The sequence below is a fragment of the Aeromonas finlandensis genome (genome assembly GCF_000764645.1).
In the GTDB taxonomy this organism is placed as follows: Bacteria; Pseudomonadota; Gammaproteobacteria; order Enterobacterales; family Aeromonadaceae; genus Aeromonas; species Aeromonas finlandensis.
The window spans coordinates 24,386-45,544 of the sequence record NZ_JRGK01000010.1; the positions used below are offsets into that span (position 1 = coordinate 24,386).

A 21,159-nucleotide genomic window follows, 5' to 3' on the forward strand; every position below is an offset into this window, starting at 1 on the left:
GCGTCAGAAAAAGCGGGGGCCGGTACAGTTCAGGTCAAGCTCATCAAGCCTTACCGAGATAGCGGGGCGCCTCCTGGCGCACCAGTTCCAGCGCATCTTGCAGCTCCAGCAGCTCGGGTTCCAGCTCGCTGACCGGCACACCGTCGCGCAGCTGTTGCTCCAGCTGAGAGAGCAGCCGTTGCAGCCCCGGCACCCCGGAATAGGCACAGCCGCCGTTGAGGCGATGGAGCTGGGCCAGCACTTCGCTGTCCTCAATTTCGCCAGCCAGCGCGCTATCAAGCACCGGCTCGACTTCATCGAAACTGGCGAGCAGCATGGTCAGCATCTCTTTGGCGAGATCCTCTTTCCCCGCCGCCTGCCGCACCGCCAGTGCCCAGTCGATCTGCTGGGCGCCATCATTCTGGTGGCGGCGATGGGCAAAGTCGGTGATGAGTTGGGCCAGCATACTCTCGTCGATAGGCTTGGCCAGATAGTCGTCCATCCCCTGGCGGATCAGCCGCTCCCGTTCGCCGGGGATGGCGTGGGCGGTCACCGCCACGATCGGGGTGGTGGTGTTGAGGGACTGGTTGCGGATCGCCTGGGTGGCGCTGATGCCATCCATGATCGGCATCTGGATATCCATGAAGATGATGTCGAACGGCTGGCTCTGGGCCTGTTTGACTGCCTCCTTGCCGTTTTTGCACACCACCACCTGACTCACCATCTCCTTGAGCATGGCGGCGATCAGCTTGAGGTTGGCGGCGTTGTCATCCACCGCCAGCACCTTGATCGGTTGCAACTGGCGCGGCGCTGGCTGGGCGGGCAGCTTCTGGCGGCTTGCCTGTGGCGAGAGCAGGGCGTGCAGCAGCTTGCGATGGTTGAGCGGTTTGGAGAGGCAGTGCTGGGCGCCGTGGGCCAGCATCGCCTCGTAGAGCGTCGGCTCGTGGCTGCTGAGCAGCACTATGGTGTTCTGCTGCTGGCCGTTCAGGCTGTCGAGGCGGCCGATCACCTGCTGCGGCGTATGCAGGGTGCTGCTGCCGATGATCACCATCTCCTGCTCGCTCATCTCGGGCCAGGGGTCATCACTGGTCAGGGGATGCACATCGAGCTGCCACTCCGCCAGCAGGGCGAGCAGGGAGGCTTGCGCGAAGGGGTCCGGCTCCAGCAGCCAGAGCCGCTTGCCACGAATGCGATCCAGCGGCAGTTGATCGGTCTGGGGCAGGGGGGAGACCTCCACATCCAGACTGAACGAGAAGGTTGAGCCCTTGCCGAGCTCCGATTCAAAGCGGATCTGACCGCCCATCTGCTGCACCAGCTTCTGGGTGATGACCAACCCGAGCCCGGTGCCGCCATAACGGCGGGAGATGGAGGAGTCGGCCTGATTGAAGGCCTGGAACAGCTGGTGTTGCTGCTCTTGCGAGATCCCGATGCCGGAATCGCGGATCTGGACGTTGAGCCTCACCTTGTGATTGCCGCTGCCAATCTGCTCGATATGGACATCCACGTTGCCCTGTTCGGTGAACTTGATGGCGTTGCCGGTGAGGTTGGTCAGCACCTGCTGCAGGCGCATGGGGTCGCCGGTGAGGTAGTCCGGCACATCGGCATCCACTCGCAGGGAGAGCTCCAGCTGCTTGTCGTGGGCGCTGGGGCCGAGCAGGTGCATGGTCTCGTTGAGGGTGTCGCGCAAGCTGAATGGGATATGCTCCAGCTGCAGCTTGCCCGCTTCCAGCTTCGAGAAGTCGAGGATGTCGTTGATGATGCCGAGCAGGTTGCGCGCCGACTTTTCGATGGTCTGCATGTAGTCGGTCTGGCTCGGGGTCAGGCTGGTTTTCAGCAGCTGGCGGGTAAAGCCGATGACGCCGTTGAGCGGGGTGCGCAGCTCGTGGGACATGTTGGCCAGAAACTCCGACTTGACCCGCGCCGCCTCTTGCGCCCGTTTTTTGGCCATGTCGAGCTCGACGTTCTGGATCTCGATCTGCTCCAGGGTTTCGCGCAAGTCAGAGGTGGCCTGATCGATATTCTGCTGCATCTCTTCGTGATATTCGGAGAGCGCCTTGGCCATGGCGTTGATGCCGTTTTTCAGCATATCCAGCTCGCCGGTGAGTTGACCGCTGACCCGGGTATCGAGTCGCCCCTCCCTGATCTTGTGCACCGCCTGCACCATGTTGGTGATGGGCTGGGTCACGCTCTTGACCAAGCGGAAGCCAAACAGGGTACTGAAAGCGACCCCGATCAGCACCATGATCACCGCAAAGAAGGTGTCGCGGTACTGCAGCAGCATGGCGCGATCTGTGGTCATCTGCATCGAGATGTAACCGATCATCGGTGGCTCTACATCACTGGGGAGCGGGAAGCCATCCAGACTGGTTTCGGCCTGGATCGGGGTGCGCAAAATGATGTCGTCCCCCTGAAACGTCACGCTGGTCAGGTCCGGGATGGGCTCGCCATCGGGCAGCCTGAGCCGGGTGAAATCCCGATGGTAGTTCGAGGTGACGAACAGCTGGTTGTCCTGGGTGAAGACCGCGATGGACTTGATGAGAGGCGAGTTCTTGCGATGGGTCAGCCCAATCAGCCGCTTGAGGGATTCGCGGCTATGCTGGGTCATGCCATATTCACTGGCAATGGCCAGTGGTTCGATGATGTTGATCCCCTGATCGATCAGGTTGTTTTCCAGCTGCTGATAGCGGTGGAAGGTGAAGTAACCGGCCATCAGGCCACCGATGATCAGGGTCGGCAGGATGGTGAAGGCGAGAACGCGTGCTCTCAGGCCATATTTGGTCATACGAACAGGCCACCAGTAAACAGGGTTGGCGATAGGGTTGATGGCAATGCACGGGCTCTCAGGCCGTATTTGGTCATACTATTATTCTTGTGGGACAATACCCGGCAGCAGATTCCACAATCATGACATAGCCACCTATAGGCACCAAGTTTTATGGCCCAGTTTTTCAAGCCCCAAAAGAAGTCCACCCAGCTCCAACGCATTGAATTTACGATAGACACCCTCGATCACCACTGTGTCGGTATCGGTCGCCATCAGGGCAAGGCGATCTTCGTCGAAGGGGCACTGCCCGGCGAGACCGTCAAGGCGCGCATCACCGAAGAGAAAAAACAGTATGGTCATGCCGCCTTGCAACAGGTGGTGACCCCGGCGGCCAACCGCATCGCCCCCTTCTGCAGCCACTACCGCGAGTGCGGAGGTTGCAGTGCCCAGCATATGTCGGCAGCCGATCAGCAAGCGGCCAAGGCGGCCGGGCTGGTCAGCTTGTTCGAGCGGTTGTGCAACATCAAGGCGCCGACGCTGGAGCCGGTATTGACCGGTGAAGATCGCGCCTACCGCCGGGTCTGTCGTCTGGCCATCAAATTTGACAAGAATGGTCGCTGCACCCGGGTCGGTTTCCGCCGCCGCAACAGCAACGATCTGGTGGAGATTGACGGCTGCCCGGTGCTGGCCGAGCCGCTTTCTGCGCTGATCCCGGCACTGCGTGAGTGCCTCAATCGCCTCAAGAGTCAGCGTGAGCTGGGTCATGCCGAGCTGATTCAGGCCGAGCAGGGGATCATGATGTTGCTGCGCCACACCGGCCGCCCCAATGAGGCGGATCGCGCCCAGCTGGTGGAGTTTGCAAAGGCGCAGGGGATCGACCTCTATCTGCAGGCTGCCGATGAGCGCATCGAAGCGCTGCAGCAACAATTTTCCCCATCCTACTCACTGGATGGCCTGTCTCTTGCATTTGCACCCGGTGATTTCATTCAGGTCAACGGCCCCATCAACCAGCGCATGGTTGAGCAGGCGCTGACATGGCTCGGGGCGAGCAAAGAGGACAAGGTGCTCGATCTCTTCTGCGGTATCGGCAACTTCACCCTGCCGCTGGCCCGTCAGGCTCGCGAAGTGGTGGGGGTCGAAGGTGAGTTGGCCATGGTGCAGCGGGCCGAGGAAAACGCCCGTCGCAACGGCATCACCAATGCCCGTTTCTACAAGGCTGACCTGAGCGATGACATCGTCGGCATGTCCTGGGCACGGGAAGGGTTTGATCTGGTGCTGCTGGATCCGGCTCGCCCCGGCGCGCTGGAAGTAATGGGACACGTCGTGAAACTTTCACCCAAGCGGGTGGTCTACGTCTCCTGTAACCCGGTCACCCTGGCCCGGGACAGTCAGGTACTGGTGAAAGGGGGTTACCGTCTGGTGCGCCTTGGCATGCTCGACATGTTCCCTCACACCGGTCATCTGGAGTCCATGGCGCTGTTTGAACGGGAGTAAATGAGCTCATCCTGCCCATCAGTACGGCGATGCCGGACTATGTAGTCCGGCATGTTCGCGGCTGTTTGAGCAGGTGTGATTGGGGTAATCTAGGCCCTCGTCGTTCGGCATGGCCTGTTGGCGCGCTCTATTGTCTTTCTGGACAATATGCCTTGAAAAGTGCGCTCGATATCCCCATTTGAGGCAATCTCATGAGGGGGGAAAGTGACAGCTTTCGGCCCGATAATTTAAAGGATTGATACCATGGTTGCGGTTCGCGATATTCATTTGAAAGACAACTTCACCCTGGAAGAGTGGGTCAGCTCGCTCTCCTTAAGTGACAGTGACAAGGATCAGCTGCGAACCGTCTACCAGTATTGTCTGACGCTCGGTGACGAGGCGCTGACCAGCAAACTGCTGGTGCGCGGCATCGAAATGGTGGGCATCTTGCTGATGCTCAGCATGGATCTCGGTACCCTTAAAGCGGCCATCATCTACCCCTTCGTCGAAGCTGGTCTCATCAGCCAGGAGCGGATGGATGAAGACTTCGGCCCCAAGATCGCCAAGCTGGTGGAAGGGGTGCTGGAGATGGAAGCCATCCGCTCCCTGCAAACCCTCCATCGCAGCGAAACCTCGCCGGAGCAGGTAGACAACGTGCGCCGCATGTTGCTCGCCATGGTCGAGGATGTGCGCGCCGTGGTGATCAAGCTGGCGGAGCGGATCGCCTGCCTGCGGGAAGCGAAGACGGCAGATGAAGAGACCCGGGTGCTGATGGCCCAGGAGATCACCAACATCTATGCGCCGCTCGCCAACCGTCTCGGCATCGGCCAGCTCAAGTGGGAGCTGGAAGATCTCGCCTTCCGTTATCTGCACCCGGATACCTACAAGCAGATCGCCAAGCAGCTCGATGAGAAGCGGCTAGACCGCGAGCGCTATATCCGCGAGTTTGTGCAATCCCTGCGTAATGGGTTGAAAGAGGCGGGAGTTGACGCCGAGGTGTACGGTCGGCCGAAACACATCTACAGCATCTGGCGCAAGATGCAGAAGAAGCACCTCGAGTTCAACGAGTTGTTCGACGTGCGCGCGGTGCGGGTAGTGACCAAGCGGCTGCAGGATTGCTATGCGGCGCTCGGTATCGTGCATACCCAGTTCCACCACATTCCTCGCGAGTTTGACGACTATGTCGCCAACCCCAAACCGAACGGCTATCAGTCGATCCACACCGTAGTGGTGGGGCCGGAGGGCAAGACCGTCGAGATCCAGATCCGTACCGACCAGATGCATCAGGATGCCGAGCTCGGCGTCGCTGCCCACTGGCGTTACAAGGAAGGGGCACAGGCTGGCGGCAAGGCCAACACCTTCGAAGACAAGATCGAGTGGCTGCGCAAGCTGCTCGCCTGGCAGGAAGATCTCTCCGAGAGCGGCTCCCTGCTGGAAGACCTGCGCAGTCAGGTGTTCGAGGACAGGGTCTACGTCTTCACTCCGAAAGGGGATGTGATCGACTTGCCAGCAGGCGCCACCCCGCTCGATTTTGCCTATCACGTCCACAGCATGATCGGCCACCGCTGCATCGGCGCCAAGATAGACGGCCGCATCGTGCCGTTCACCTACGCGTTGCAGACCGGCGATCAGGTGGAGGTGATCACCCAGAAAGAGCCGAACCCGAGCCGCGACTGGATGAACCCCAACTCCGGCTTCCTGCGCTCCAGCCGGGCGCGGGCCAAGGTGGCGACCTGGTTCAGAAAGCTGGATCGGGACAAGAATATCGTGGCCGGTCGCGAGCTGTTCGAGAAGGAGCTGGATCGCCACAACCTCAGCATGTCCAAGATTGACAAGGGCAACATGCTGCGGCGCTTCAATCTGGAGAGTACCGACGATCTGCTGGCCGGTATCGGCAGCGGCGATATCCGCATCAACCAGGTGCTCAACTATCTCGACACCTGCTACAACAAGCCGACGGCGGAAGAGGAAGATCGCCGCCTGCTGGAGAAGCTGGAGCAGAAGGCCAATTCGCCGATGCGCCACAAGCCCAAGGATCACATCGTGGTGGAAGGGGTCGGCAACCTGATGACCCATATCGCCCGTTGCTGTCAGCCGATCCCTGGGGACTCCATTCAGGGCTTTATCACCATGGGGCGCGGCGTCTCGATCCACCGGGAAGATTGCGAGCAGCTCAAGGAGCTGTCACGTCGCAATCCGGAGCGGCTGATCGATGCGGTGTGGGGGGAGAACTACTCCGGCGGCTACGGCCTTACCATCCGGATTCTCTCCAACGACCGCTCCGGCCTGCTGCGCGATATCACCACCGTGCTGGCCAACGAGAAGATCAACGTGATGGGGGTGCGCTCGCGCTCCAACGTGCGCGAACAGACCGCCGAGATCGACATGGAGCTGGAGATTTACAACATCAACGCCTTCAACCGGGCGTTGGCCAAGCTCAGTCAACTTAACGACGTGATCAGCGCCAAGCGGCTTTGATATCAAACCGACCGGCCCAAGTGGCCGGTCTGCATTTCCGACCCTTTTTGAACGAATCGAAAGCGAATATCCCATGTCTCAACGTTACGATCTGCCCCAACTGCTCGACATCATGGCTCGTCTGCGCGATCCGCAAAACGGCTGTCCCTGGGATCTGAAACAGAGTTTTCAGACCATAGTGCCGCACACCCTGGAAGAGGCCTACGAGGTGGCCGATGCCATCGAGACCGAGGATTGGCAGGGGTTGAAAGGGGAGTTGGGTGACCTGCTGTTTCAGGTGGTGTTCTACGCCCAGCTGGGTAAAGAGCGGGGCTTGTTCGACTTTGCCGATATCGTCGATACGGTGAGCGAAAAGCTGATCCGCCGCCATCCCCACGTTTTTTCCGATGCTGACCTTGCCAACGAGCAGGCAGTAAAAGCGAACTGGGAGGCGGAAAAAGCCAAAGAGCGGGCGGCACTCGATAAAGAGAGCGTGCTGGACGATATCCCGCAGGCGCTGCCAGCCCTGACCCGCGCCGCCAAGATCCAGAAACGCTGTGCCACCGTCGGCTTTGACTGGAAGACGCTGGGGCCGGTAGTGGACAAGATCCACGAAGAGATCGACGAGGTGATGGAAGAGGCGCTGATGGCCGATGTGGACGAGGCGCGGGTGAGCGACGAGCTCGGTGACCTGCTGTTTGCCACCGTCAATCTGGTGCGTCATCTGGGCAAGGATCCGGAGCAGGTACTGCGGGGCGCCAATGCCAAGTTCGAACGTCGTTTTCGTCAGGTTGAGCAGTTTATCGCCGCAGAAGGCTTGAAAATGACCGATTGCACCCTCGAAAAGCTCGATGCTGCCTGGGATCGGGCCAAGGAAACCGAGCAAAGTTGATTTGGCGCAAGATGGGGGGGCGGTGAGCCTGATAGATTTTTGCTCATTGTTTGGGAGAGGGGTTTTTGGTATACTGTTTCCCCGTCCTGCTTCATCCCCGAAGCACCCCTTAAAATTCCCTAAACTTCTTTCAGGTTCAGCATGACGACCAAATATATTTTTGTTACTGGTGGCGTTGTTTCATCCCTCGGCAAAGGCATTGCCGCAGCTTCTCTGGCAGCCATTCTGGAAGCCCGTGGTCTGGATGTGACCATCATGAAACTGGACCCGTACATCAACGTGGATCCGGGCACCATGAGCCCGACCCAGCATGGTGAAGTGTTCGTAACCGAGGACGGGGCCGAAACCGATCTGGATTTGGGCCACTACGAGCGTTTCATCCGCACCAAGATGACCCGTCGCAACAACTTTACCACCGGCCGTATCTACGCCGACGTACTGCGTAAAGAGCGTCGTGGTGACTATCTGGGCGCCACCATTCAGGTTATCCCGCACATCACCAACGCCATCAAAGAGCGGGTGATTGCCGGTGCCGAAGGCCATCAGGTTGCCATCGTCGAAGTGGGCGGTACCGTAGGTGACATCGAGTCCCTGCCGTTCCTCGAAGCCATTCGTCAGCTGGCTGCCGAAGTGGGCCGCAACAGCGCCATGTTCATGCACCTGACGCTGGTTCCTTACCTGGCTGCTGCCGGTGAAGTGAAGACCAAGCCGACCCAGCACTCCGTCAAAGAGCTGCTCTCCATCGGTATCCAGCCGGATGTGCTGATCTGCCGCTCCGACCGTGCTATTCCGGCCAACGAGCGCGCCAAGATCGCCCTGTTCTGTAACGTGCCCGAGCGCGCCGTCATCTCCATGAAAGACGTCGACTCCATCTACAAGATCCCGGCACTGCTGAAATCCCAGAATCTGGACTCCTACTTCACCGAGCGTTTCGGTCTGGAGTGCAAAGAAGCTGACTTGTCCGAGTGGGAACAAGTTGTCTTTGAAGAGGCCAACCCGACTGCAGAAGTGACCATCGGAATGGTCGGCAAGTACGTATCCCTGCCGGATGCCTACAAGTCCGTCAACGAGGCGCTCAAGCACGGTGGTCTGAAGACCCGTCTTTCCGTCACCATCAAGTACATCGACTCCCAGGACATCGAGACCCGTGGCTCCGAGCTGCTGGAAGGTCTGGACGCGATCCTGGTCCCGGGTGGCTTCGGTGAGCGTGGTGTGGAAGGCAAAATCCAGGCGGCCCAGTATGCGCGCGAGAACAAGATCCCCTACCTGGGTATCTGCCTCGGCATGCAGGTTGCCATGATCGAATTCGCTCGCAACGTGGCGGGCATGGAAGGGGCTCACTCCTCCGAATTCAAGAAAGATTGCGCGTACCCGGTCGTCGGCCTCATCACCGAGTGGGTGGATGAAGAAGGCAACGTCGAGACCCGTACCGAGAAGTCTGATCTGGGCGGTACCATGCGTCTGGGTTCCCAGCTCTGCCATCTGGTCGACGATTCCAAGGTGCGTCAGATGTACGGCAGCCCGACCATTTACGAGCGTCACCGTCACCGTTACGAAGTGAACAACAAGCTGCTGCCGCAGATTGAAGCGGCAGGTCTGAAAGTGACCGGTCTCTCCGCCGACAAGAAGTTGGTGGAAATCATCGAGATCCCGGATCACCCCTGGTTCGTGGCCGCGCAGTTCCACCCGGAGTTCACCTCAACTCCTCGTGATGGCCACGCTCTGTTCGCCGGTTTTGTGAAGGCGGCAGGCGAGTATCAGAAGCGTAATTTGAAGTAATTTAAAATAAATGCGGTTGGGGCCCTGTGCCACAGCCGCTTTTTTTGGCATATTTTTGTTGTTTTTTTACGAAACCTGAGGAAATACACATGTCCAAGTTCGTTAAAGTAATCGGTCGTGAAATCATCGACTCCCGTGGTAACCCGACCGTTGAGGCCGAAGTTCACCTGGAAGGTGGTTTTGTTGGTATGGCAGCCGCTCCGTCTGGCGCGTCCACCGGTTCCCGCGAAGCGCTGGAACTGCGTGACGGCGACAAGAGCCGTTTCCTGGGTAAAGGCGTGCTGAAAGCCCTCGAAGCCGTAAACGGCCCGATCGCTCAAGCTCTGCTGGGTAAAGATGCCAAGGACCAGGCCGCTATCGACCAGATCATGATCGACCTCGACGGCACCGAGAACAAATCCAAGTTCGGCGCCAACGCCATCCTGGCTGTTTCCCTGGCTAACGCCAAAGCTGCCGCTGCTGCCAAAGGCATGCCGCTGTACGCCCACATCGCCGAGCTGAACGGCACCCCGGGTGTTTACTCCATGCCGCTGCCGATGATGAACATCATCAACGGTGGTGAGCACGCCGACAACAACGTCGACATCCAGGAGTTCATGATCCAGCCGGTTGGCGCCAAGACCCTGAAAGAAGCCGTTCGCATGGGCGCTGAAGTGTTCCACAACCTAGCCAAAGTGCTGAAGTCCAAGGGCTACAACACTGCAGTCGGTGACGAAGGTGGTTTCGCTCCTAACCTGAAATCCAACGCCGAAGCGCTGGAAGTGATCGCTGAAGCCGTTGCCGCTGCCGGTTACAAGCTGGGCACCGACGTGACCCTGGCCATGGACTGCGCTGCTTCCGAGTTCTACGACGCAGAGAAGAAAGAGTACAACCTGAAAGGCGAAGGTCGTATCTTCACCTCCAACGAGTTCTCTGACTACCTGGCTGACCTGACCACCAAGTTCCCGATCGTCTCCATCGAAGATGGCCTGGACGAATCTGACTGGGACGGTTTCGCTTACCAGACTGCTGAACTGGGCAAGAAAATCCAGATCGTTGGTGACGACCTGTTCGTAACCAACACCAAGATCCTGAAGCGTGGTATCGACAACGGCGTTGCCAACTCCATCCTGATCAAGTTCAACCAGATCGGTTCCCTGACCGAAACTCTGGCTGCCATCAAGATGGCCAAAGACGCTGGCTACACTGCCGTCATCTCCCACCGCTCCGGTGAGACCGAAGACGCGACCATCGCCGACCTGGCTGTTGGTACCGCTGCTGGCCAGATCAAGACCGGTTCTATGAGCCGTTCTGACCGTGTTGCCAAGTACAACCAGCTGATCCGTATCGAAGAAGCTCTGGGTGCCAAAGCTCCTTTCCGCGGTCTGAAAGAAGTTAAGAACCAGGCTTAATCAAGCCTCGGTTGTCAACTTCGGTTGACCCGGCCAGACCCAGGTTTGGCGAACAATCCGGAGCCCTTGTGGCTCCGGATTTTTTTATGCCTGTTTTCCGGCGTTGTTGCCGGCACGGCGAACGCTGGCGGCACCTTTCGTTAGCAATCACCAGACCGGCAACAGATACAAAGAAGCCCGCATGATGCGGGCTTTTTGTTTGTGATTGGCTCAGCTCTTGGCGTTGTCAGCGTTGCTGTGCTCTTCGGCTACCGCAGTCGTTTCGGCTGTTGGGACGCGCTGTTCGGCCAGTTGCGGTGCAAGCAGGCGGGATGGCGCGAGCTGGCCATAGTCGCGCGACTTGCCGTCAAACAGCAGGCTCTGCTGATACCAGGTGCTGGCCCAGCTGAAGTCCCGCTCGTGGGCCGCCGCTTCGCCGCAAGGCTGCGGCTGGCGCAGTTGCAGATCCACCTTCCAGTTAAAGCAGGTGAGCTTGTTTGGCTCGCGCAGCGGGAACTCGACGATCTGCTCCCCGTAGACGCGCCCCAGAGTGCCGCTGGCGGCATAGATGCCACCTTGCGGCGGTTCGCTTAGCAGGGAGTGGCCGGTAAACCAGGGCGCCTTGCCCCCCAGCAGATCGAGGATTGTGGGGGCGATATCCTGCTGGGCACCGATGCCAGGCTGATGGTGCGGAGCGACCGAGCCATCGGTGGCGAACATCAGGAAGGGGATCCAGTACCGCCCCATATGGCCGCTGCGATCCCCGGCAGTGTGATCGGCGGTGATGACAAACAGAGTCGGGCCAAGGTTTGCCTGCTGGTACTCCTCGATAAAGCGGCCGAGCGCCTTGTCGGCATAGTGGAGCACGCTCATCTGCCGCTCGTTGCTGCTCCGGTCGCCAAACAGCCAGGGCTCGCCCGGGGGGAGCTGGTCATCGTGGGTGGTGGTGTTGTTCACCATGTAGAAGAAGGGGCGCGACTCCTCGCGCGCCTTGCGCAGGATAAAGCGGTAGAGGTCCGGGTCCTGATAGCCCCAGCTGTTCTGCTCCACCTCGGCGGCGGGCATCTCCAGCTTGCCGTAAGAAGCCTGCGTCCCCAGCAACTGGGCCAGCTGCCCCGTTTCCCCCTTGTGCATCCCCTGAAAGACCGCAGTGCTCCAGCCTGCGTCGCTCAACAGCTTGGGCAGGCACTCGTAGCGCTGATCCTGCAGCGGCGTGTTGGGGATGCCCGCCTCCAGCGGATTTTGATAGGAGCAGAGCGCGCTAAAGAACCCCTCGACCGTGCGGCGGCCACCGGCGATCAGGCCATCGGTGCGCAGCCCCTCGCGATGGAGCGCATCCAGATAGGGGGTGGTGACGGGGGCCGCCGGGTTGTAGCTCTGCATCAGCTCGGCAGGCCAGCTCTCCAGCAGCATCAGGATGACGTTCATCTGGCGCCGGGGCGGCTGGTAGGGGGCGTGGTCGGCAAGGAGCGCCTGCAACTGGTGCGCGGCAGGTTGCGGCAGCTGTCGGTAGAGCGGGGTGCCGCCCCCGGTCGGGTCGGTAGAGGTGGAGCTGACCAGCATGGCATAGACCGGATTGAGGGCGAGCAGTGCCTGCTGGGGATTGCCGATGGCGTAGGCGCGATCCGGCTTCATCGGCAGATCGGTCAGTGAGCCGCGCACACAGAGTACGGCGATGGTGAGGGTCAGCAGCAGCGGCAGCTCGGTTTTCGCCACTGTCATGCGCGCTGGCAGGTGCAGCTGGCGGCGACACCCCCACGCGCTTGCCACCATGCCACCCAGCAGGGCGACCATCAGCAGCGGGTACTGCTTGAGGGCGGTGCTGAGCAGGCTGCCCGCCTCGCGGGTCACCTCACCCAGCTCATAGCTGATATGCCGCCCGGAATTGTCGAAATACATCAGATCGGCGATTTGCATCCCCGCCAGCACCATGGCCGGCAGCCACCACCAGAGCCAGGAGAGGCGGCGCAGCCCGAGCCGCACCGCCAGCCAGCAGAGCAGGGCGATCGGTGCCCAGAGCAGGGCTGCCGCAGCCAAGTCGAAGCGAAAGCCCCACAGCAGCGCCTCAAGTTGTTGACCGGCGGTCAGCACCGCGAAGTTGGCAGGAGACCAAAAGAGAAGCAGGGATTTGAGCAGCAGTGCCAGGAGCGCGAGCAGCGCCAAGCCTGACAGAAGAAAGCGAGCAAACATAACCAATCCGGAGTATCAGGAATTCATCGAGCGGCTATTGATAACGGATGTCGTGTCCGGCTTACAAGCATTACCGGTACGCAATGGTAACCAGATGTGACAAGTGTGAAGAGTATCGGCTTTACGGCGCGAGCGTCATCCTGCTCTTCCGTTGTGCTGGTTGTCGGGGTTTGGATGACCCACTTGCCTTGCTCTGCAGAGCGTGTGATGCGTCTGGACTGCGGCCGCTGGCAGATAGCGCAGCGGTGCAAGGCGTGGAAATCGTACAACGGGCTCAACGGTTTGGTGACGAGTCAGAAAGCCATAGCCGCAGGCGCTGATTACGCGAAGAGTGATGTCACGTTGGGGCTGCCGATATTCTGTCAAAAAGTGCGAGCTGAACAAATTTAAAAATAATATTAAATAGACCATTGGTCGCGATTTTAATTAATATCTTTGCTTGATATCTTTTATTAATGCCCGGTACATACCGTATCGCTAGCCTGCCGTATTACCGTTTGCTAAAAAAGGTGTGCGTCTTCATTTTAAATTGCTAATTTTACAAATTTCCATTTGATTTTTTGGGTCCAAATGAAAACAATGCGCATTATTGTCACCAATAGTAAATGATGTTTTTGTGATTATTTTGACGTTGTTTTCTTTTACCCTTTATCAGGTGCGCTCTGGCTTGGTTGAGCATGAAAATACGAAGGTGACAGGTTTGTTATGACCCACTTGTAGGTAGGTTTAAATTACGAAACCAATTCGTAATTTGTGAAACCTTTCACAGAAAACACCCCCCTCAATGCTTAGCCTTGGCAGCAGTTTTAAATAGCCATGCTCTGATATCAGGCGTTCGCCTTAATTTACAAAAGCATTAAGGAAGATTACATGCCACAACATAATTATCTGGAAGAGCTCACTCCAGCTTTTACGCCTTTATTGGCCATCAAAGAGGCTTCGCGTTGTTTATTATGCCATGATGCACCTTGTAGCCAGGCATGCCCAGCCCAGACAGATCCCGGGAAGTTTATCCGATCCATCTATTTTAGAAATTTGAAGGGGGCTGCCGAAACCATTCGGGAAAATAATGCCCTTGGTGCGGTATGTGCACGGGTGTGTCCGACTGAAAAATTGTGCCAGAGCGGCTGTAGTCGTTCAGGCATTGATAAACCTATCGATATTGCACGGTTGCAACGTTTTATTACCGATTTTGAACAGCAAACGGCGATGAAGATTTATCAGCCTGGTACCAAAACGCTGGGTAAAGTTGCCGTTATCGGTGCGGGTCCTGCGGGATTACAGGCGAGCGTGACCTTGAGTAATTTGGGTTACGATGTGACGATTTATGAAAAGCAGGCTCAGCCGGGTGGCTGGTTGCGCCACGGTATACCGGAATTTCGCTTGCCGCAGTCGGTGTTGGATAGCGAGATTGTCCGTATCGTGGAAATGGGCGTTCAGATTAAGTGTCAGTGTGAAGTAGGTAAGCAAATATCTCTGGAGCAGTTGAAAACAGAGAATCGTGCCGTTTTGCTTACGGTCGGCTTGTCAGCGGGGGCCATGCTGCCACTATTTAAACAGGCTGAAAACATGGAGATCGCTGTCGATTTTCTCCAGCGAGCCCGTCAGGCAGGGGGTGATATTGCGATTGCCCAGAGTGCGTTAATTATCGGCGGTGGTGATGTGGCGATGGATGTTGCCAGCACGCTGAAAATGTTGGGTTGTCCTTCGGTGACGTGTGTCGCCAGGGAAGAGTTGGCCGAGTTCCCTGCCAGTCAAAAAGAGTTTGCCAGTGCCCAGGCGCTGGGTGTGTCGATTATTGATGGTTTCACGCCGATTGATGTCGCTGGCAACAAGGTGACATTTAAACATGCTCGTCTGCCGGGTGCGCTGACGCTGGAGGCGGAACATATTATTCTTGCCGTGGGTCAGCAGGCGCATCTTGACGCATTTACGGCGGTTCAGCCGCAGCGTAATCATATTGATACGCAGGGCTATCAAACGGCCGATCCCGTTATATTTGCCGCAGGTGACATTATCAAAGGTGACAAGACGGTGGTATATGCCGTTAAAACCGGAAAAGAAGCCGCACAGGCCATTCATCACCACCTAGAGGGGGCTTGCTCATGTTAACTAAAGATCTTTCTATTAGTTTTTGCGGCGTTAAATTTCCTAATCCGTTTTGCCTATCCTCTTCTCCGGTAGGTAACTGTTACGAGATGTGTGCCAAAGCCTATGATGTGGGCTGGGGTGGCATTGTATTCAAAACCATCGGGTTCTTTATCGCGAATGAAGTGTCACCACGATTTGATCATTTGACCAAGGAGGATACCGGTTTTATTGGCTTCAAAAATATGGAGCAAATTGCCGAGCATCCCCTGCATGAGAATCTGGCTGCCATTAAAAGGCTGAAACAGGACTACCCGGATAAAGTGCTGATCGCCTCCATCATGGGGGAAAATGAACAGCAATGGGAAGATCTGGCTCGTCTGGTGGAAGAGGCGGGGGCAGATATGATCGAGTGCAACTTCTCCTGTCCGCAGATGACGTCCCATGCAATGGGCAGCGATGTGGGGCAAAGTCCGGTGCTGGTTGAAAAATATTGCCGTGCCGTAAAACGGGGCTCTGCCCTGCCGATGCTGGCCAAAATGACGCCGAACATTGGCGATATGTGTGACGTCGCCCTGGCAGCCAAGCGCGGCGGCGCTGATGGGATTGCCACCATCAACACCATTAAATCCATTACCAATATCGATCTGGATCGGAAGATTGGTATGCCGGTGGTTAATGGTAAATCCAGTATCTCCGGCTATTCAGGCAAGGCAGTCAAACCCATTGCCTTACGTTTTATTCAACAGTTGCGGACGCATCCTGAATTACGTGATTTCCCGATCAGCGGAATTGGTGGCATTGAAACCTGGGAAGATGCGGCGGAGTTTTTGCTGCTGGGGGCGGCCACACTGCAAGTGACCACCGGCATCATGCAATATGGTTACCGGATTGTCGAAGATATGGCGAGCGGCTTGTCCCATTATCTTGCTGATCAGGGATTTGACTCTTTGCAGGAGATGGTCGGACTGGCTAACAGCAATATCGTGCCCGCTGAAGAGTTGGACCGTAGCTATATTGTCTATCCACGGATCAACATGGAAAAATGCGTCGGTTGTGGCCGTTGCTATATCTCATGCTATGACGGTGGACACCAAGCCATGGAGTGGAATGAAGAGGCCCGCACCCCCCATTGCAACACAGATAAATGTGTTGGGTGTTTGTTGTGTGGCCATGTCTGTCCGGTGGCGTGTATCTCGCTGGGGGAGGTGAAATTTAAATCCGGCGCAGAGGTGCATGCAGTCACCTTGTAAATAACGCTGTATCACTGCTCACTCCATCACAGGTGACCGTTCCGGCGGTCACCTGATTCGATAATAAAGCGATGTGACTCGTCGCTGAGGGGTGATAAAGCACAGGGTCAACAGGTCAACAGGTCGCCAGGCATATTGGTCAGCGGCGCTCTCATCCGCCATCCCTTTGAATCATTTCCCCCCATTACATATCCAAACCCTTATCTCGCCTGATGCCGGGTCTGGTTAGCTAATTTTCAAGCCGGTACTGACCGGCGCCTCTGCTGATGGCTATCCCCCGACCCGCTATCCATGACTGCACCCCCAGCCAGCCGTGTGACAGCCTGCGCAAAAAGGTAGGGGTCCGCATTTTTCTGGCATTGCTCTGACGTGAGCCTCAAGAGTGAAAGGTCCCTCTTTGCCCGCCCCCGGCGTGTCATCGGAGCGGGAGTGTATATGACCAGTGCCCTGCAGCCCCTCAGAGCGCCACAACAAGCGCCGATGGGCTGGTCGTCGCCACTATAAGCAAAAGTTGGGTCATCAGCGGGAAATCCATAAATCCAACTTATAGTGGCACCAGCGAGCCTTAAGCCATCACGGGGCGGCCAATATGGGCCCCGCAAGGGGATCTTCCGATCCTTGTTTATGTGGTGGCTGGGTTATACGCGAGTGTCCGAATACGTTGTGCTATTCGAACCTGCGGGCTAGTCATGCTTTCCAAAAAGTAAATATATACCTTTCATATCATGACCAGAGAGTGTTTCAACCAGCTTTCACGGTATATTCCAAGCTGGTATTTGAGCTTTTGAAGTAGGCCAGTGGCGTCGAAAAAACTCGTCGGCGGCAGCCTTGATATCGTCAAAAGTAACTTCTGACATAATAATTTCAATTATTAACTCCACGTTATATGGCTATGCCACGCAGGCCAATTAAGTTACCAAAAGGGTCCTCAACTTGGCACATGGAAAACCCATTTTCAATTTCCATCGGACCGCGATATAGCTTTGCGCCTAGTGCCTCAAAATGGTTTAAGGCTCGGGATAAACTATCCACGGACCAATAGACAACAGTTCCTTTTTTACCAGACTCAACTTTCTCGTCTGCTTGTACGATTTCCAATGAGAAACCATTTAGATCAAGCACTGTAAAATTAAATTCTGGATAATATACTGCTACTGCATTAGGAAAAGCTCTTTGATACCAGGCAAGGGCAGCACCCACATCTGGAACATGAACAAGAACAGCTACAGGGGTCACAATTATCCTCCTTTAAAATAACACCACGTTTTGCGGAAAATTTGTCCGGCAGCAGCACTTTTTTATGCGATTTCTGCAAACTGAGAAGACCTTGGACACCCATCTTTTGGGTTCGGGCTATGCTACGCCTTGCTCAAAAAGGTGGGTGTCCCAGATTTGAGCCACCAACTTTTTTGTAAGCGACTATATGGGAAAGAAATAGTAACGAATACCTTTCGTTAAATCTTATCTTATATTCATATTCATCTTCAGATAGCTTTTCCCAACCCTCTCCAAAGTAGTCGTTTATGTCATTAACAGCTTCACTCTCTTCTTTTAAATGCTTTTTGTTCCACTGATACGTACATGATAAAACTAACACTCCATTAAAAGCAGTTGCATCCATCAATGCGTTTACTAAAGTTTTAGGCGATTCACATTGATCCAGTACATTGAGGCAAACTGTTAAATCAAACTCTTTCTTAACAACACCAGGCTCGAAAGGTGCTTCAATTAAAGTAAATGATACATGATCACACGCTTTTGCTATTGTTGAAGCATCAAAGTCCAAACACCCCAACTCTTTCAAGCTCTTGATATAAGGAAATTCACATTTAGTACCGTCAATTAGTATTTGTTTGAGATTTGATAGCAAGCGGTGAGACGGCTCAACAACTGTGACAGAACTAATGCTTGGTATGTTAGTAACTAACTCGTAGCTATTTCGTCCCAAAGCTGCCCCTACCTCTAATGCGTTAATAGGATTAATACTTTCAGCTTCGAGAGAATCAATAATAAACTTAGCTACACTTTGTGTGTGGTTTGACGAGATAAACGACTCAGGTACGTACTTGGATTTGCTCTCGAATTGTTCAGACACTCCACTTAAGCGAAGTTTATCAAGCCACTGAACTTCATAGTATGCCGCCAATCCTTTTTGATCTATGTAAAAATCGTCCACTTATAATTCCTCCTATGAAGCTTCATTTTTCGGTGCGCATAACGCCCGCTTAAGGGACAGCCAACGCTACTACTGACTTTCCGCATAACACCGTAACCATAAAAGCCAACGCATAACAAAAATGCCACGCGTTGGCTGTCCCTCTTGAAGCGTTTGTTAGGTTTCAGATACCTGTTCACTGAAAAAATACTTCCGGGGGGAAATTCGAGGAAATTCGGGACACCCACCTTTTTGACAGAGGCGTAGTGCTGTTGTTGACTTGAGAGGTCACCGTTGAGGGATGCGCCATGACCATTGCCCGTTCACGTCAAATCAGCTTGCAGGATACGCCTTATTACCACGTGGTCAGCCGCTGTGTGCGGCGAGCTTTCCTGTGTGGGGAAGATGCCCATTCAGGCCAGAGTTACGAGCATCGGCGTCAGTGGGTGGTCGATAAGTTGGGGCAACTCTCGCGGCTGTTTGCTATCGGCATTTGTGCCTATGCGGTGATGAGCAATCACTATCATCTGGTGCTCAAAGTGGAGCCAGATACCGCGGCCAACTGGAGTGAGCGGGAGGTGGCTGAGCGCTGGGCTGCGCTTTTCCAGTGGCCGCAGTTGGTCAGGCATTGGTATCAGGGGGAGGCATTGATCGAGCCTGAACTGGCTGTTGTGCAGCAATTGCTGGCCCAATGGCGGGAGCGGCTTCACTCCATTAGCTGGTTTATTCGACTACTCAATGAAAATCTGGCTCGTCAGGCCAATCAGGAAGATGGTTGCAAGGGCCATTTCTGGGAGGGCCGCTTCAAGAGTCAGGCTTTGCTCACCGGATCAGCCTTGTTGGCCTGTATGGCGTATGTTGACCTCAATCCGATACGAGCCGCGTTGACCGATCGGCCAGAGCAGAGTGAATACACCAGTATCAAACAGCGCCTTGACGAGCCTGCTACTACTGAGGTTTTGCCACCACTTTTGCTGCCGTTTGCCAGCCAGGGGAAGCCTGAAGAGTTGCCTTATGCCTTCACCGACTACCTGATGCTGGTTGATTGGACTGGTCGTGCTATTCGGCCCGACAAGCGGGGTCATATTCCGGCCCAACTTGGACCCATTCTGGCGCGACTGGGCCTCGATGGCGCCTGCTGGTTGAAACAGGTGACGCTATTTAGGCGACAAGGGATCAGAGTGGTGGGGGACAGAGATCAATGCCAGCAGTTTGCCCGCCACTGTGGCCAGCGGCGATGTCATCAACCACGGCTTTGATTGCTTTGCGTCCACCCTGCCGATAGCTCTGGGTATTGCACATAGTCCAGTAAATGGCTGTGCAGGGGCTGTTGCTTTCTAAACCTGAATATCTATCTCACTGGCCAATTTTTGCAGGCTACATCTCGTACGACTTTGCCCTTATTGTGACCGCAAACAACTTATTGTTTGGTTTGCGAGTAGCTTGATAGCGGCTGCGGCTTGCTCCAAAAGATGGGTGTCCAATATTTTGTTGTCAGTGGCCCAAGCAATCGCCCAATAATACTCGTCATAATGCTGCATTAAAGAGAGTAAACTAGTGTTAACCATGTTTGAGTCAAGAAATTTTACTTCCATATTTCACCTAAATTAGAGTGTTTGAATAAATAGTCTGAGATTTTAGAAAAGTAGGACGCCACCAGTCTGGAATAATGTGGGCTTTGAGCCGCTAGGCGAAGCTCAGTGTGGTGGGAGTTAAAACAAGTGGTTAATTTATAAACATTACTTTCCTTGGTAACTAGAAATGTGATTTTTTTGAAACCCAATGTGTTCACCAAACGTCAAGTTTTTATATGTGATGCTTACACTCAGTTCAAATATGATAATAGTGGGGTATCGTCGTTGGATAGTTTTAGACGGGAATGTTATCTAGTTGCCTGTGATTGCAGTTGAATATAGAAATAACCGACGAAATAAATTCAGAACGATATGAATAAACTATCTCCCTTGTGGCCGATAATTTATTCGCGAATGTCTGATTATGCTTCGCTAATAAAACTTACGAGCTGGTTGTTTGCGTTATTTATATATTTCCCTGTAACGTTCTTGTAGCTCTTGCTCTGTGCGTCCTTGAATTTTACTCAGCAATTTATAGTTAACAGTTGGTACTTTGGTTAACATATCTACAGCCGAGGGGTATTCATCGTACGTTGGTAATGATGGCGATATTAAACCACCGAATCTCTTTAGTATTTTTGAATCTATTTTTCCGTCGACAACTTTTGAAAAACCTACAAGAAAACAACTAATTTCTACCAGCAAATCATCAGTCATATGTAGGCATCTTTCAGTTAAATCACTAAGTAATGCTATGTTACCTATGCCGAGTAAATTCTGAATTTCATCAAAACTTAATGGCATTCCATAATTTCCTACAAGCTTTGGCATGAACTCTTCAATTTTTTGATTGCGTTTTTCCCATACTTTTATAACTGTATGGAAATTTGAAACTATTGTGGCGATGAAATCTAATGATGACCATTTATTAAGTGATATTTTATTTTTGGGGACGATAAAAGATAGCGAGGGTAAGTCAAACTCAATGTTTGTTTCTTTAAGTAGTACCGGTGGGATACCTAGTATCCGGTTGATTGGTTCTTCAGTTATCATTCCGAAGTAATTTGACTTAATTCCAACCAAGCTAGACCGGAGAGTTAATGCTGATAATAATGTTTTGTTTACGGCTTTTATTTTTTCTAACTCTATCTTTGTATACTCCTGTTTATTGACGGTATAGTAGGC

General features: G+C 54.7%; 13 protein-coding genes. 8 read left to right on the plus strand and 5 right to left on the minus strand.

The window, feature by feature from the left end:
- Positions 1-43 precede the first annotated feature (43 nt).
- The gene (barA, locus tag LD28_RS0100185; RefSeq protein ID WP_033135020.1) at positions 44-2,761 is read right to left on the minus strand and encodes a two-component sensor histidine kinase BarA; all 2,718 of its coding nucleotides are present in this window, start codon (positions 2,759-2,761) and stop codon (positions 44-46) included.
- Positions 2,762-2,914: 153 nt separating this feature from the next.
- On the opposite strand from barA, the gene rlmD reads away from it, so the two are divergent.
- The 5 genes from rlmD (at position 2,915) to eno (ending at position 10,735) form a co-directional block, all read left to right on the plus strand.
- On the plus strand, positions 2,915-4,237 hold the full coding sequence (rlmD, locus tag LD28_RS0100190; protein WP_033135021.1) for a 23S rRNA (uracil(1939)-C(5))-methyltransferase RlmD: 1,323 nt from the start codon (positions 2,915-2,917) through the stop codon (positions 4,235-4,237).
- Positions 4,238-4,480: 243 nt separating this feature from the next.
- Positions 4,481-6,694, plus strand: coding sequence for a GTP diphosphokinase (gene relA / locus LD28_RS0100195; RefSeq protein ID WP_033135022.1), 2,214 nt, complete (start codon positions 4,481-4,483; stop codon positions 6,692-6,694).
- Between the two features lie 73 nt (positions 6,695-6,767).
- Entirely contained in the window at positions 6,768-7,565 is a 798-nt protein-coding gene (gene mazG / locus LD28_RS0100200; RefSeq protein ID WP_033135023.1) for a nucleoside triphosphate pyrophosphohydrolase, read from the plus strand.
- A 141-nt stretch (positions 7,566-7,706) separates the two neighbouring features.
- On the plus strand, positions 7,707-9,344 hold the full coding sequence (pyrG, locus tag LD28_RS0100205; RefSeq protein WP_033135024.1) for a glutamine hydrolyzing CTP synthase: 1,638 nt from the start codon (positions 7,707-7,709) through the stop codon (positions 9,342-9,344).
- Positions 9,345-9,433: 89 nt separating this feature from the next.
- Positions 9,434-10,735: a phosphopyruvate hydratase gene (eno, locus tag LD28_RS0100210; protein ID WP_033135025.1), complete on the plus strand. Its 1,302-nt coding sequence runs from the start codon at positions 9,434-9,436 to the stop codon at positions 10,733-10,735.
- A gap of 210 nt (positions 10,736-10,945) precedes the next feature.
- Here the strand turns inward: eno and LD28_RS0100215 are convergent, their stop codons facing one another.
- Positions 10,946-12,904: an LTA synthase family protein gene (locus LD28_RS0100215; protein ID WP_033135026.1), complete on the minus strand. Its 1,959-nt coding sequence runs from the start codon at positions 12,902-12,904 to the stop codon at positions 10,946-10,948.
- Between the two features lie 870 nt (positions 12,905-13,774).
- Here LD28_RS0100215 and LD28_RS0100225 point away from each other — a divergent pair.
- Both LD28_RS0100225 and preA read left to right on the plus strand, forming a co-directional pair.
- Positions 13,775-15,016: an FAD-dependent oxidoreductase gene (locus tag LD28_RS0100225; protein ID WP_033135028.1), complete on the plus strand. Its 1,242-nt coding sequence runs from the start codon at positions 13,775-13,777 to the stop codon at positions 15,014-15,016.
- Complete coding sequence (gene preA / locus LD28_RS0100230) at positions 15,010-16,245, plus strand: NAD-dependent dihydropyrimidine dehydrogenase subunit PreA (RefSeq protein ID WP_033135029.1); 1,236 nt, start codon at positions 15,010-15,012, stop codon at positions 16,243-16,245. Before LD28_RS0100225 ends, preA begins: the two co-directional genes overlap by 7 nt.
- An 882-nt stretch (positions 16,246-17,127) precedes the next feature.
- Here preA and LD28_RS22045 read toward each other — a convergent pair.
- Both LD28_RS22045 and LD28_RS22050 read right to left on the minus strand, forming a co-directional pair.
- The gene (locus tag LD28_RS22045) at positions 17,128-17,481 is read right to left on the minus strand and encodes a VOC family protein (protein ID WP_081959347.1); all 354 of its coding nucleotides are present in this window, start codon (positions 17,479-17,481) and stop codon (positions 17,128-17,130) included.
- A gap of 133 nt (positions 17,482-17,614) precedes the next feature.
- Positions 17,615-18,421, minus strand: coding sequence for a class I SAM-dependent methyltransferase (locus LD28_RS22050; protein ID WP_081959350.1), 807 nt, complete (start codon positions 18,419-18,421; stop codon positions 17,615-17,617).
- 287 nt (positions 18,422-18,708) lie between these two features.
- Between LD28_RS22050 and LD28_RS0100235 the strand changes: the two genes are divergently transcribed.
- The gene (locus LD28_RS0100235) at positions 18,709-19,659 is read left to right on the plus strand and encodes a transposase (RefSeq protein WP_033135030.1); all 951 of its coding nucleotides are present in this window, start codon (positions 18,709-18,711) and stop codon (positions 19,657-19,659) included.
- A gap of 777 nt (positions 19,660-20,436) precedes the next feature.
- Here the strand turns inward: LD28_RS0100235 and LD28_RS23315 are convergent.
- A partial coding sequence (locus tag LD28_RS23315) for a hypothetical protein (RefSeq protein WP_162182384.1) occupies positions 20,437-21,159 on the minus strand: 723 nt, incomplete at its 5' end.

Coding starts and splice junctions, on each gene's coding strand:
- LD28_RS0100225 (WP_033135028.1), top strand. CDS start 13,775: ATGCCACAACATAATTATCTGGAAGAGCTCACTCCAGCTTTTACGCCT.
- LD28_RS0100235 (WP_033135030.1), top strand. CDS start 18,709: ATGACCATTGCCCGTTCACGTCAAATCAGCTTGCAGGATACGCCTTAT.
- rlmD (WP_033135021.1), top strand. CDS start 2,915: ATGGCCCAGTTTTTCAAGCCCCAAAAGAAGTCCACCCAGCTCCAACGC.
- eno (WP_033135025.1), top strand. CDS start 9,434: ATGTCCAAGTTCGTTAAAGTAATCGGTCGTGAAATCATCGACTCCCGT.
- pyrG (WP_033135024.1), top strand. CDS start 7,707: ATGACGACCAAATATATTTTTGTTACTGGTGGCGTTGTTTCATCCCTC.
- mazG (WP_033135023.1), top strand. CDS start 6,768: ATGTCTCAACGTTACGATCTGCCCCAACTGCTCGACATCATGGCTCGT.
- preA (WP_033135029.1), top strand. CDS start 15,010: ATGTTAACTAAAGATCTTTCTATTAGTTTTTGCGGCGTTAAATTTCCT.
- barA (WP_033135020.1), bottom strand. CDS start 2,761: ATGACCAAATATGGCCTGAGAGCACGCGTTCTCGCCTTCACCATCCTG.
- relA (WP_033135022.1), top strand. CDS start 4,481: ATGGTTGCGGTTCGCGATATTCATTTGAAAGACAACTTCACCCTGGAA.
- LD28_RS0100215 (WP_033135026.1), bottom strand. CDS start 12,904: ATGTTTGCTCGCTTTCTTCTGTCAGGCTTGGCGCTGCTCGCGCTCCTG.